The sequence below is a fragment of the Streptomyces sp. NPDC041713 genome (assembly GCF_055591085.1).
Window position 1 is genome coordinate 437126 of the sequence record NZ_JBVIZY010000005.1, and the last position, 12924, is coordinate 450049.

At 72.8% G+C, this 12924-nt stretch carries 11 protein-coding genes; 5 read left to right on the forward strand and 6 right to left on the reverse strand.

Annotated features, from left to right (window positions below; genetic code table 11):
- Window positions 1–19: 19 nt before the first annotated feature.
- A complete protein-coding gene (locus ACZ6CV_RS18370; protein ID WP_469251803.1) occupies window positions 20–1090 on the reverse strand; it encodes a peptidoglycan-binding protein in 1071 nt (356 codons plus the stop codon).
- Window positions 1087–1635 carry a hypothetical protein gene (locus tag ACZ6CV_RS18375; RefSeq protein ID WP_469251804.1) on the reverse strand — a complete coding sequence of 183 codons (549 nt, stop codon included), beginning with the start codon at window positions 1633–1635 and terminating at the stop codon, window positions 1087–1089. The genes ACZ6CV_RS18370 and ACZ6CV_RS18375 overlap by 4 nt, the downstream gene beginning before the upstream one ends.
- 120 nt (window positions 1636–1755) lie before the next feature.
- Here ACZ6CV_RS18375 and ACZ6CV_RS18380 point away from each other — a divergent pair, with 120 nt between their 5' ends.
- Together ACZ6CV_RS18380 and ACZ6CV_RS18385 are read left to right on the forward strand one after the other, a co-directional pair.
- Window positions 1756–2424, forward strand: a complete 669-nt coding sequence (locus tag ACZ6CV_RS18380; protein WP_355807858.1) for a response regulator transcription factor — start codon at window positions 1756–1758, stop codon at window positions 2422–2424.
- 53 nt (window positions 2425–2477) lie between these two features.
- A complete protein-coding gene (locus ACZ6CV_RS18385) occupies window positions 2478–3701 on the forward strand; it encodes a sensor histidine kinase (protein ID WP_469251805.1) in 1224 nt (407 codons plus the stop codon).
- A 73-nt stretch (window positions 3702–3774) separates the two neighbouring features.
- Here ACZ6CV_RS18385 and ACZ6CV_RS18390 read toward each other — a convergent pair whose 3' ends face one another.
- Window positions 3775–4539: an SIS domain-containing protein gene (locus ACZ6CV_RS18390; RefSeq protein ID WP_469251806.1), complete on the reverse strand. Its 765-nt coding sequence runs from the start codon at window positions 4537–4539 to the stop codon at window positions 3775–3777.
- Between the two features lie 160 nt (window positions 4540–4699).
- Here ACZ6CV_RS18390 and ACZ6CV_RS18395 point away from each other — a divergent pair, with 160 nt between their 5' ends.
- Both ACZ6CV_RS18395 and ACZ6CV_RS18400 read left to right on the forward strand, forming a co-directional pair.
- Complete coding sequence (locus tag ACZ6CV_RS18395) at window positions 4700–5392, forward strand: metal-dependent transcriptional regulator (RefSeq protein WP_355807864.1); 693 nt, start codon at window positions 4700–4702, stop codon at window positions 5390–5392.
- A 665-nt stretch (window positions 5393–6057) separates the two neighbouring features.
- A complete protein-coding gene (locus ACZ6CV_RS18400) occupies window positions 6058–6921 on the forward strand; it encodes an alpha/beta fold hydrolase (RefSeq protein ID WP_355808050.1) in 864 nt (287 codons plus the stop codon).
- Window positions 6922–7037: 116 nt separating this feature from the next.
- Here ACZ6CV_RS18400 and pdxH read toward each other — a convergent pair whose 3' ends face one another.
- A complete protein-coding gene (gene pdxH, locus ACZ6CV_RS18405) occupies window positions 7038–7682 on the reverse strand; it encodes a pyridoxamine 5'-phosphate oxidase (protein ID WP_469252018.1) in 645 nt (214 codons plus the stop codon).
- Window positions 7683–8075: 393 nt separating this feature from the next.
- Between pdxH and ACZ6CV_RS18410 the strand changes: the two genes are divergently transcribed.
- Window positions 8076–9176: a citrate synthase 2 gene (locus ACZ6CV_RS18410; RefSeq protein ID WP_469251807.1), complete on the forward strand. Its 1101-nt coding sequence runs from the start codon at window positions 8076–8078 to the stop codon at window positions 9174–9176.
- A 2418-nt stretch (window positions 9177–11594) separates the two neighbouring features.
- Here ACZ6CV_RS18410 and ACZ6CV_RS18415 read toward each other — a convergent pair.
- Both ACZ6CV_RS18415 and ACZ6CV_RS18420 read right to left on the reverse strand, forming a co-directional pair.
- Window positions 11595–12200: a TetR/AcrR family transcriptional regulator gene (locus ACZ6CV_RS18415; RefSeq protein WP_469251808.1), complete on the reverse strand. Its 606-nt coding sequence runs from the start codon at window positions 12198–12200 to the stop codon at window positions 11595–11597.
- Window positions 12188–12922 carry an enoyl-CoA hydratase family protein gene (locus ACZ6CV_RS18420; protein WP_469251809.1) on the reverse strand — a complete coding sequence of 245 codons (735 nt, stop codon included), beginning with the start codon at window positions 12920–12922 and terminating at the stop codon, window positions 12188–12190. Before ACZ6CV_RS18420 ends, ACZ6CV_RS18415 begins: the two co-directional genes overlap by 13 nt.
- Between the last annotated feature and the right edge of the window lie 2 nt (window positions 12923–12924).

The window sequence follows — 12924 nt, forward strand, 5'->3', positions numbered from 1 at the left end:
GGGGTGTCCCGGTGGTCGTTCATACCTTCGGCACCCCCACCTTCATGCCGGCCCGCAGCCCCCCGCCGCTCACCTCGACCCGGCCCTGCCCGAACATGCCGAGCTCGACCTTGACGTCCCGGGTGCGGCCGCCCTCGACGAGCTGGACGCCGAACCCGCCGCCGGGCAGCGCGAGAAGCGCGTTGACGGGCACGGAGAGGACGTCCTCGCGGGTCTCACCGGTGAGGTTGACGGTGACCGGCGACTGGTCGAAGCCGTCGACCTTGCCGGGGTCGTCGAAGGTGACGGTCACCGGGATCTTGGGGGTCTTGTCGCTGGGGTCGTCCCCGGGCTTGGCGGTCTTGCCGACGGAGGCGACCTTGCCCTTGACCGTGCTGCCGTCCGGCAACGACACCGTGACCTTGGTGCCCTTCTTCGCCGAGTCGCCCTCAGCGACGTCGAGTTCGACCCGTACGACCCGTTCGGAGCCGGTCGTGGAGAGCACCGGCTTGCCGGGCGCGACCTGGTCGCCGACGGTCGATCCGGCGGACTTCACGCGGAGCGCGGACGGCTGGAAGGAGATCTGCTCGGGCCCGACGCGGCCGGTCTGCTTGCGGTCGTGGGCCTTCTGCCAGCGCTTGACGGTGGCCGCCGTGCCGTCGGTGTACGTGTCGTCGACGGCGAGCCCGGAACCGTAGCCGAGGGCCACCAGGTTCTGCTCCAGCTGGCGCACGTCGTTGCCCTTGTCGCCGCTCTTCAGGGTGCGGTACATGGGCTCGGTGCCGTACATCAGGCGGACGGGGGCGCCGTTCACCTCGTACAGCCGCCCGTCGCGTCCGATGGTGGAGCCGGTGTCGGCGCGCCACGTCAGAGTGCCGGTGGTGCCCGCGTTGACCTTGCGTTCCTTGGCGTAGCCGAGGGTGCCGTCGACCTGGGTGCCGCTGCTGAGGTCGCCCTTCTCGACGGCCGCGGTGGCGGGCGGCAGGCCGGCCGCGCGGTGACCGGAGTCCTCCTTGCCGCCGCCGTCGGCGAGGGCGGTGACGGCCACCCCGCCGCCGGTGATGGCGAGGAAGGCGACGACGGTGGCGACGACCGCGGTGCGGCGCCTCATCCGACGATGCCCTTGCACGCGTCCGCGGCCTTCTCCATCTTCTTGGCCTCGGCGCCCTTGGGCATGGGCTGGGCCTGCATCGCGCCGCCGTCGAATTTCGGGGCGGGCATGTTGAAGCCGTTCTTGCGCATGCACTGCGCGTACTTGAGCATCTTGTCCTTGTCGGCCTGCGAGATGCCGCCGCCCTTGGAACCGCCGCCCATGCCGCAGTCCTTCATGGCCTTCTGCATCTTCTCCTTGCTCATGTCGCCGCCGATGGTGATGCCGCGGACGTCCTCGCCGGACTTGGGCTCGGCGACCTTCAGACCGTGCTTGCGCAGGCACTCGCGCTCCTTGAACGCCTTGTCGGCGTCGGCGCCCTTGCCGCCGTCGGCGCTGTCGGACGAGCCCTTGTCGGAGCCGGAACCGGAGCCGGAGTCGTTCGAGCAGGCCCCGGCGAACAGGGCGAGTGCGGCGAAGGCCGACGCGGCGGCCACCGAGCGGGTACGGGCGGTACGGCCGGTACGGCCGGTACGAGTGGTACGGACGGTGCGGGCGGTCCTCATGCGGCTTCCCCTTACATGTGGCGTGACTGACGCGCACAGGCTGGCGGGGAGCGGGGTTTCGTTTCTCTCAACGGGGACGCTTACACCGGCGAAAGGTCACTCTCGGGTACACAGGGCCCCATGCGCGTACTGCTGGTGGAGGACGAGGAATTCCTGGCCGAGATGATCGCCGACGGGCTGCGCCGTGCCGCGCTCGCCGTCGACGTCGCGGCCGACGGACTGAGCGCGCTGCGAAAACTGCAGCTCGGCGAGTACGACGTGCTGATCCTCGACCGCGACCTGCCGGGCGTGCACGGCGACGAGGTGTGCCGCCGCGTCGTCGAGCAGCGGCTGCTGACCCGGGTCCTGATGCTGACGGCGTCGGGCACGGTGCGTGACCGGGTGGCCGGTCTGGGGCTCGGCGCGGACGACTACCTCACCAAGCCGTTCGCGTACGACGAGCTGCTCGCCCGCGTGCTGGCGCTCGGCCGCCGGGCCCGGCCCGCGCTGCCACCGGTGATCGAACGGGCGGGTCTGGTCCTGGACACCGCGCGGCGCCAGGCCAGCAGGGACGGGCGCCATCTGTCGCTGTCCCGCAAGGAGTTCGCGGTCCTGGAGGCGCTGCTGCGGGCGGACGGCGCGGTGGTCAGCGGCGAGGACCTGATCGAGCAGGTGTGGGAGGAGGACACCAGCTACCGCACCAACGCGGTCCGGGTCACCCTCTCCAAGCTCCGCGCCAAGCTGGGCGAACCGCCGGTGGTGGAGACGGTGCCGGGCGCCGGGTACCGGATCACGGGGCGCTCGCTGTGAAGGCCCGCGGGGCGTTCGCGGCGCGGGCCCGCCGACCGCTCGTACGGGTACGGATGAGCAGCGAGAGGTCCCGACTGACCGCGCTGTACGGGGGGCTCCTGGTGCTGGCCGGGGCGCTGCTGACGGGCCTGGTGTACCTGCTGGTGCAGCAGGGCCTGTACACGTCGATCAGTACGGCGGTGACGACGGCCGTGCCGCGCGGGCCGGTCCCGCCGTGGAACACCGTGCCGACGACGATGGCGTCCGCGGCGCCCGCCCGGCGGGTCGAGGGGACGCCGGTCGACACCGACAAGGGCCTCGCCGTCACGCAGATCAGCGACCTCGCCGGGGAGGCGGCGCTCAACCGGCTCCTGACGGTCTCGGTGATCGTCCTCACCGTGTACGCGGTCCTGTCGATCGCCCTGGCCTGGTGGATGGCGGGCCGGGTGCTCCGCCCGGTGTCGGTGATCGCCGGGACCGCGCGGCGGCTCTCGGCGGCCAATCTGCACGAGCGGATCGCGCTGGACGCGCCGCAGGGCGAGCTGAAGCACCTCGCCGACACCTTCGACGAGATGCTGGACCGGATAGAACGCCTGGTCGGGGCGCAACAGCGGTTCGCGGCCAACGCGGCGCACGAGCTGCGCACCCCGCTGGCGGTGCAGCGGGCGGCGGCGGAGATCGGTCTCGCCGGGGAGCCGGATCCGGAGCGGGTGGCGAGGATCCGTACGAAGCTCATCTCGGTCGCCGACGACAGCGAGCACCTCATCGAGGGCCTGCTGCTGCTCGCCGCGTCGGAGCAGGGTCTGGAGCGGCGTGAGCCGGTCGCGGTGGACGTGCTCGCGCACGCCGTGGCGGAGGGGCTGGGCGAGGAGGCGGCCGCGCGGGACGTCACGGTGTCCGTACGCGCGGACCCGCTGACCGTGGAGGGCGACGGCGTCCTGCTGGACCGGCTCGTCCACAACCTGGTGGCGAACGCGGTGCGGTACAACGCACCCGGGGGCCGGGTGGACGTCGTGGTCGGCGGTAACGGCGGCGGTGACGGTGACGGCTACGGCGCGCTGGAGGTGGCGAATACGGGGCCCGAGGTACCGCCGGACACCGTCCCGCACCTCTTCGAGCCCTTCCGGCGACTGCACGAGCGCACGCACGCGCGCGGGGAGGGCGCCGGGCTCGGGTTGTCCATCGTGGCGGCGATCGCGCGGGCGCACGACGCGGAGGTCACGGCGGAGGCGAACGGGACGGGCGGCGGGCTGACGGTACGGGTGCGGTTCGCGACCGGGGCGGAGCGGAGCCGGTGAGGTCGGTACCGGCAGCGGATTCGGTGCCGCCAGAGGATTCAGTGCCGGCAGCGGTTCAGTGCCGGCAAGAGCTTCAGTGCCGGTAGAAGATCCGGTCGCCGTACTCCTGGAGGACCCGCCCGTTCCAGTCGTGTCCGCCGTCCACGTTCCCCGAACGCAGCAGCGGCGGCTGGATGCCGCGCGCGGCGAGCCGCTCGACGGCGGAGGCGACCATGGCCTGCATCAGCGCGTTCGTGACGACGCTGGAGGCGGGCCCGAAGGGCGCGTCGACGCCGTCGAGGGTGAGCTCGGCGTCGCCGACCGCGATCTTGGAGTCGACCACCACGTCGCAGTGGTCCTTCAGGAAGGTGCCGGACACGTGCCGGGACCTGGTCTCGCTCGCGTACGCCACCGAGGTCACGCCGATGACCTTGAGGCCCAGGGCGCGGGCGTTCATGGCCATCTCCACCGGCAGGGAGTTCCGCCCGGAGAGCGAGATGATCACGAGGACGTCGCCGGGGCGGGCCGGCGAGGAGTCGAGGACGGCGCCCGCGAGCCCGTCGACCCGCTCCAGGGCGGAGCCCAGCGTGGCCGGCATGACGTCGATGCCGACCACTCCGGGGACGGCGAGGAGGTTGACCACGGCGAGGCCGCCCGCGCGGTAGACGACGTCCTGCGCGGCGAGGGAGGAGTGCCCGGCGCCGAAGGCGAAGAGGCGGCCGCCGGCCTCGACCGCGTCGGCGAGCAGCGTGCCCGCCTCCGCGACGTTCCCGGACTCCTCGTCGCGGACCCGCCGCAGCAGGTCGATCGCGGCGTCGAAATACTGACCTGCCATCTTGCCCTCGCTCTTCGAGCTCATTCGCATCACGTTGCGGTCTGGACCAGCACCGTGTCAACACCGTCGCAGGCCCGTCCTGCCCGGTCACGGGCGGGAATTCCACCGGCGCGGCACGGTTGTCAGTGGTATGCGTCAGAATTGAGGGCAGGGCCAGCGCACGAGCGAATTCTGAGGGGCACCCATGTCGGGGCTGATTGACACCACTGAGATGTATTTGCGCACCATCCTCGAGCTCGAGGAGGAAGGTGTCGTCCCCATGCGCGCCCGGATCGCCGAGCGGCTCGACCAGAGCGGGCCGACGGTGAGCCAGACCGTGGCGCGCATGGAGCGCGACGGCCTGGTGGCGGTCGCCAGCGACCGGCACCTGGAGCTCACCGAGGAGGGCCGCCGTCTGGCGACCCGCGTGATGCGCAAGCACCGCCTCGCGGAGTGCCTGCTCGTCGACGTGATCGGGCTCGAATGGGAGCAGGTGCACGCCGAGGCGTGCCGCTGGGAGCACGTGATGAGCGAGGCGGTGGAGCGCCGCGTCCTCGAGCTGCTCCGCCACCCCACCGAGTCTCCGTACGGCAACCCGATCCCGGGCCTCGAGGAGCTCGGCGAGAAGGACGGCGCGGACCCGTTCCTGGACGAAGGCATGGTCTCCCTGACGGAGCTCGACCCGGGCTCCGAGGGCAAGACGGTCGTGGTGCGCCGCATCGGCGAGCCGATCCAGACGGACGCCCAGCTGATGTACACGCTGCGGCGGGCCGGCGTGCAGCCGGGCTCCGTGGTGAGCGTGACGGAGTCGGCGGGCGGTGTCCTGGTGGGCAGCAGCGGCGAGGCCGCGGAGCTCACCGCGGAGGTCGCCTCGCACGTCTTCGTCGCCAAGCGCTGACGCCGCGAGGCCGGGCGTCGGCGCCGTAAGCACTGACGCCGCGCTCCGGCGGTCTCGCCGGGGCATGCGGGTCCGCCGGTGGGGGCATGCGGGTTCCGCCGGAGGCCTGTGGTCAACTCCCGTTGCCGAAGGGGTGGTTGACCGGGCTCCACGATCTCCACGAGATCTTGTGGAGTCCAAGATTCAGTGTGCGGAATCGCAGCGCCCGAGCGTTTTGCGTGCAAGGCTGTCGCGAGAGGCATATGACCTGAGGGCTCTTGACCGTGTCGGCGCCGGGTCTGGCCGCACGGCCGGAGAGGGGGCTGTAGATGTGCCCGTCTGGTGAGCGCGAACGCCCGCCCGGCGAGCGCCTGCGCGCGCCCCGCCGCCGGCGAGGACACGGCGAGGGCCCCGGCGCCCTGAAGCGCCGGGGCCTGTCCTCCCCTGTGCTGACCCGGAGCCCCGAGCTCTCAGGGTCATTCCCCTCGGACCGGTTTCCCCGAGCGGTCCGCCTCCCGTTGAAGATCTCCCCTCGGCCGCGCCGGTCAATCCTTGAGTGCGGTCACTCGAATGAGGGGTGTTATCGGCGAAGCGGCCGCTTTCGAACGAGGGTTCGATAGCGTGCGGGGGCGTGGAGCAGGGCCAGGCGTGGATCCCGAGTGAAACCCAGGGGGGTGCCAGCAATCATGGTGCGGCGCATCGACGTGACGGGAACGGACGGCGTACGCCTCGCCGCCTGGGAGTACGCCGACCCTCCCAAGCTGCGGGAGGCCGAGGCGGCGCCGGGCGGGGTGCTGTTGCTGCACGGCCTGATGGGCCGCGCCTCGCACTGGGCGGGCACCGCGCGCTGGCTGGCCGAGCGGCACCGCGCCGTCGCCCTCGACCAGCGCGGCCACGGCAGGAGCGAGAAGCCCGCCGCGGGCCCCTTCAGCCGGGACGCCTACGTGGACGACGCCGAGGCCGCCCTGGTCCAGCTGGGCCTCGCGCCAGCCGTCCTCATCGGCCACTCCATGGGCGCCCTCACCGCCTGGCAGCTCGCCGCGCGCCGCCCCGACCTGGTCCGGGGCCTGATCATCTGTGACATGCGGGCCTCCGCGCTCGGGGCGGCCTCGCAGCGCGAGTGGGAGGACTGGTTCAAGTCCTGGCCGGTGCCGTTCGCGACGCTCGCCGACGTCCGCAAGTGGTTCGGCGAGGACGACCCCTGGGTGGAGCGGCCCAACCCGGCGCGCGGCGAGTTCTTCGCCGAGGTGATGCGGGAGGGCACGGACGGCTGGCGGCCCGTCTTCGACCGCGCCCAGATGCTGGAGTCCCGCGAGACGTGGGTGCACGACGCGCACTGGGAGGAGCTGATCCAGGTCCGCTGCCCCGCGCTGGTCGTGCGCGGCCAGGACGGCGAGCTCGGCCGGGCGGAGTCCCAGGAGATGGTCCGCGTCCTGCCGCGCGGGGAGTACGCGGAGGTGGCCGACGCGGGGCACCTCGTGCACTACGACCAGCCGGCGGCGTGGCGGGCCGCGATCGAACCGTTTCTGGACGGGGTCCTGACGGGGTGAGGGGTGGCCCCGCGGGACGTCGGGCGCCGTTTGTCGTGGCCTTCGGCCTACTCGTCCTCAAGCGCCGGACGGGCTGAATCCCGCCCATGCGGGCCGCTCCGCCGCACCGGTCTCACTCACGGGCTCAGGCGTTCCACTCGCCACGCGGCCCCCGCTTCAGGGGCTTCCGGGCGTACGTACCGCAGGCGGTCGTGCAAACGGTCCGCTCTGCCCTGCCAGAACTCCACCGTCAGCGGGCGCACCCGGAAGCCGCCCCAGTCCGGGGGGACCGGGACCTGTTCGCCCTCGGGGTAGCGGGCCGCCAAGTCGGCGTACGCGCGGTCCAGTTCCGCGCGCGAGGCGAGCACGGAGGACTGGGCGCTCGCCCAGGCGCCGAGCTGGGAGCCGTGCGGGCGGGTGCGGAAGTAGGCCACCGTCTCCTCGCGGCCGACGCGCTCCGCGAGACCGGAGACGATCACCTGGCGGGCCACCGCGTGCCAGGGGAACAGCAGCGAGACGTACGGGGTGGCGGCGAGCTCGCGGGCCTTGCGGGAGCCGTAGTTGGTGAAGAAGACGAAGCCGCGCTCGTCGAAGCCCTTCAGGAGCACCGTGCGGGAGCTGGGGCGGCCCGTGGCGTCGGCCGTGGAGACGACCATGGCGTTCGGTTCGTGGACGGCGTCCCGGTCGGCGGCCGCCTCCTTGAACCAGAGCGCGAACTGGTCCATCGGGTCCGCGGGCAGCTCGTCCTCGGCGAGCCCCCGAGTGACGTACTGCTCCCGCATGGCGGCCGGCTCGGGCGGGGGTTCGGGAAAGGCGGCGCTGGCGTCGGTCACACAGTCATCCTGCCGTATGCCGCACGCCGGAGGGGTGGAGCGCGGGAACGCGGGGGTGACGTGTGGCACTGAGTGCCGCATGGCATCGCGAAAGGTGGCACCAAGGGATATCGTCCTGCTGCCGGATCGGTGGGGTGACCGCGTGCCCCACTGGGCATCACCGGGAAGAACGTTCCGGACCGCGAGTCGACGTATTCGCCACACTTGGGCGGATTGGACCGCGTAACCGGACCGTGTTCGCCCAGTTTTGACCGATGGTCACGAGTTTGACCGATGGTCATGAGCTGATCGCTTGCCGCACTCGACAACCATCATGTCGAACCCATCACGAGGAGCCGCCTGATGTCCGACTTCGTACCTGGTCTCGAAGGAGTCGTCGCGTTCGAGACGGAGATCGCCGAACCGGACAAGGAAGGTGGCGCGCTGCGCTACCGCGGCGTCGACATCGAGGACCTGGTCGGCCACGTCTCCTTCGGGAACGTGTGGGGCCTGCTCGTCGACGGCGCCTTCGATCCCGGCCTTCCGCCCGCCGAGCCCTTCCCGATCCCGGTGCACTCCGGCGACATCCGCGTCGACGTCCAGTCCGCGCTGGCCATGCTCGCCCCCGTCTGGGGCCTGCGGCCGCTGCTCGACATCAGCGAGGAGCGGGCCCGCGAGGATCTGGCGCGCGCCGCCGTCATGGCCCTCTCCTACGTCGCCCAGTCGGCCCGTGGGCAGGGCCTGCCGATGGTGCCGCAGCGGGAGATCGACACGGCCGAGACGGTCGTCGAGCGGTTCATGAAGCGGTGGCGCGGCGAGCCGGACCCCAAGCACGTCCAGGCCGTCGACGCGTACTGGACGTCGGCCGCCGAGCACGGCATGAACGCGTCCACGTTCACGGCGCGGGTCATCGCCTCCACCGGCGCGGATGTGGCGGCGGCGCTCAGCGGCGCGGTGGGCGCGATGTCCGGTCCGCTGCACGGCGGCGCCCCGTCCCGGGTCCTCGGCATGATCGAGGAGATCGAGCGGACGGGTGACGCGGTCGCGTACGTGAAGCAGGCGCTGGACAAGGGTGAGCGGCTGATGGGCTTCGGGCACCGGGTGTACCGGGCCGAGGACCCGCGCGCGCGGGTGCTGCGGCGCACGGCGCGGGAGCTCGGCGCGCCGCGCTTCGAGGTCGCGGAGGCGCTGGAGAAGGCGGCCCTCGACGAGCTGCACGCCCGCCGCCCGGACCGGGTGCTCGCCACGAACGTGGAGTTCTGGGCGGCGATCGTCCTGGACTTCGCGGAGGTGCCGGCGCACATGTTCACGTCGATGTTCACGTGTGCGAGGACGGCGGGGTGGTCGGCGCACATTCTCGAACAGAAGCGGACGGGGCGGCTGGTCCGCCCCTCGGCCCGCTACGTGGGCCCTCCGAGCCGCTCTCCTCAGGAGATCAGCGGGTACGGGGAGCTCGCGGGCTGAGAGTCTCCGATACGGGGACTTCGGCGACCCGGCGCCGGGACGCACTGCGCGCGGGGCCGGGGCTCGGTCCGGAGGTCACGCTTCGGTGGGCCGGTGCCTTCGATTCCTACCGGGGCCGCCCGGGTGTGAGCGGAGTGTGGCGCCTCCGGGCCGGCAGTAAAGGGCGCCCTACGGGCGTCGGCTCCGCCGATTCCGCTCCGCTCCACCCTTGACTCCCGCCCCTCCACCGCGACGTGACCTCCGACCCGGACGGCCAGAGGTGGGGCCGACGGGCGACGCTGGGATGGGTCATCACCTTTCACCGCCGGGTGCGGCCCGGCCCATCGTGGGCCGAAGCCCCGGTGCGCGCTCGGCCACCCCGGCGGCCTCGACGCTCGGGTCATCCCCTCGCGCTGCCGAGCGCGGACCGGCCCATCGTGGGCGGGGGCCACGGTCAGGGCTCGGCCCGGAGGTCACCCTTCGCTGGACCGGCGCCTTTGCCGGTGGCCGGGGCCGCCCGGGGTTTTGCGGAGTGTGGCGGTTCCGGGCCGGCAGTAAAGGGCGCTCCGCTGCGCTACGCGTCGGCTTCGCCGATTCCGCTCCGCTCCACCCTTGACTCCCGCCCCTCCACCGCACGTTGACCTTCGACCCGGACGGCCAGGGGTTGAGGCGGCGGGCTCTGCTGGGATGGTTCATCGGCTTTCGCTGCCGGGTGCGGCCCGGCCCATCGTGGGCCGACGCCACGGTGCGGGCTCGGCCCACGGCCGGTCTGGCCGGGTCATCGGCTTTCATGGCCGGGTGCGGACCGGCCCATCGCGGGTACGGGCCACGGTGCGCGCTCGGCCCACGACCCGCCCGGTCGGGTCATCCCCGCTCGCGTGGCCGGGTGCGGGAGCGGCCCATCGTGAGCTGATGCCACGGTGCGGGCCCGCCGCGCGACCTCGTTGCCTGGGTCATCGGCTTTCGCTGCCGGGTGCGGACCGGTCCATCGTGCGCCGACGCCACGGTGCGGGCTCGGCCAGCGCGGGGGCCTCGACGCTCGGGGCATCGGCTCGCGTGGCCGGGTGCGGTCCGGCCCATCGTGGGCGGGTGCCCCGGGCTGGGCTCGGCCTGCCGCCCGGCTTCACTGCTCGGGCCCTCGGTCCGCGCTGCCAAGTGCGGTCCGGTCCATCGTGGGCCGATGCCACGGTGCGCGCTCGGCCAGCCCGGCGGCCTCGACGCTCGAGCCATCACCTCTCGACGCCGAGTGCGGACCGACCCCTTGTGGACGGGCGCCACGGTGCGCGCTCGGCCAGCGCGGGGGCTTCGACGCTCGGGGCATCGGCTCGCGTGGCCGGGTGCGGTCCGGATCATCGTGGGTGGGTGCCAGGGGGGGCTGGGCTCGGCCTGCCGGCCGGCTTCGCTGCTCGGGTGCTTGGTCCGCGCTGCCGGGTGCGGTCCGGTTCATCGTGGGCCGATGCCGTCTTCCCGGTCGGGGCGTCGGCTCTCGCGGTCGGGCACCTACTTCGGCAAAGTTGCGAATTGAGACGCCGCGCCCCCCTCGCCAGATCGGATGCGCCCCGGCGACGTAAGCCCGTCCTCTGGCGTCAGGCCCGTCTCCATCCCGTCCCTCCCCCTCGCTTACCTACTTTGGGAAAGTTGCGAATTGGATCCTCGCGCGCCCCCCTGCCACGCCCCGCGCGCCGTCCGGCGGGTGGCCGGTGAGTGGGTTCTGCCTCTCCGCCGTGCCTGGTGGCCCCACTGAACTCATTCGTCCCATGGGTCTCGTGCGGCATCAGATCCCGCCCGTCCCACTAACCCCACCTCCCGCAGGGCACCCATCCGCCCCATCCCCCTCAGCCGACTGGACGATTCCGGGGGCGCTTGGGGTGTGGCACGGGGGGCGTGCGGCATATTCATTCGCAACTTTCCCAAAGTAGGTGCCCGACCCCCAGAGCCCAGCCCCCTGTTCCCGGGCAGCGCCTCGAAGGTGACACCTGCCGACGATGGGCCGGACCGCACCCGGCAGCGCGAGGCGATGACCCGAGCGGCGAGACCGCCGGGCTGGCCGAGCGCGCACAGTGGCGCCCGCGCACGATGAGCCGGGCCGCACCCGGCAGCGAAAGGTGATGGCCCGAGCGGCGATGCCGGGCGGCTGGCCGAGCCCGCACCGGGGCGTCGACGCACGATGGGCCGGTCCGCACCCGGCAGCGATAGGTGATGACCCATCCCAGCGTCGTCCGCCGCCTCACCCCTGGCCGTCCGGGTCAAAGGTCACGTCGCGGTGGAGGGGCGGGAGTCAAGGGTGGAGCGGAGCGGAATCGGCGGAGCCGACGCCCGAAGGGCGCCCTTTACTTCCGGTCCGGAGCCGCCACACTCCGCAAAACCCCGGGCGGCCCCGGTACGAATCGAAGGCGCCGGGCCGCCGGAGGTGCCGAGGGAAAGAAAAGACCTCGCCCCCTAACCCAGCGCCCCCTCCACCAGTACCGTCCACTGCGCCACCACCCGCTCCCGCCTCCCCCCGTCATCCGTCAGGAGATTCGCCAGGCCCAGGCCGCGCGCCATGTCCAGGAGGCCCTGGATCGTTTCGCGGGTGCCGGGGCGGGACTCGTCCGCGTTCAGGAGTTCCACCGCGATGCGGTGGGTCTCGCGGCCCACTCGGGACTCCAGTTCCGTGACGCGGGAGCCCAGCTGCGGCTCGTTCGACGCGGCGACCCACAGGTGCAGCGCCGCGCGGAACAGCGGGCCCGTGTAGAGGTCGACCAGGGCCGCGACCACCGAGGCGCGGTCCTGCGCCGGGAGGGCGCGCAGCGCGGTGGAGCGTTGCTCGGCGACGTACTCGACGGCCGCCGTGAAGAGGTCCTCCCGCGTCGGGAAGTGGTGCTGCGCCGCGCCCCGCGAGACACCCGCCCGCTCGGCGACCACCGAGACCGTCGACCCCGCCCAGCCGTGTTCGGCGAGGCAGGACACCGCGGCCTCCAGGAGTTTCTGGCGGGTCACGCGGCTGCGGTCCTGCTTGGGCGAGCGGGCCGGAACGCCCCGGTCCGCGGCGGTCACAGCACCCATGGGCGCTCCCGTCGTTCGAGGAACGCCGTCATGCCCTCGCGCGCCTCCGCGGAGGCGAAGAGGCGGGCGGACAGGGCGGTCAGAGCGTCCGAGTGGTCGTCGAATGCGTCGAGCACCCTAGCCGTGAGCAGCTTCTTCGTCTCGGCCAGGGCACCCGGCGCCGCCGCCCTGACCCCGTCGAGCAGCGGCGCGAGGACCACGTCCACGTCCTGCCCGTACGCCGTGATCAGGCCGATCCGTGCCGCCTCCGCCGCGTCGAACCGCTCCCCGGTGAGGTAGTAGCGCGACGCCGCGCTCGGGTCGAGGCGGGGCAGCAGGGGCAGCGAGATCACCGCGGGCGCCACGCCGATGTGCACCTCGGTGAACGCGAAGGACGCGGCCGGGCCCGCCACCGCCAGGTCGCAGGCGCCGAGCAGCCCGAGGCCGCCCGCCCGTACGTGCCCGTCCACCCGGGCGAGGACCGGCTTGGGGAGCTCGACGAGTTGACGCAGCAGCCGTACGAAGTCGAGCGGGTCCGGCGGCGCCTTCAGGTCGGCGCCCGAGCAGAACGTCGTGCCGGGGTGGGTGAGCAGCACCGCCCGGGCGTCGGGGTCCTTGCCGAGGCTGTCGAGCGCCTGGGCGAGGGCGCCGACCAGCTCCGCGGAGAGCGCGTTGCGGCGATCGGGGAAGTCCAGGGTGACGGTGGTGACGCCGCGGTCCGGTGCGGAGACGACGAGGCTCATGG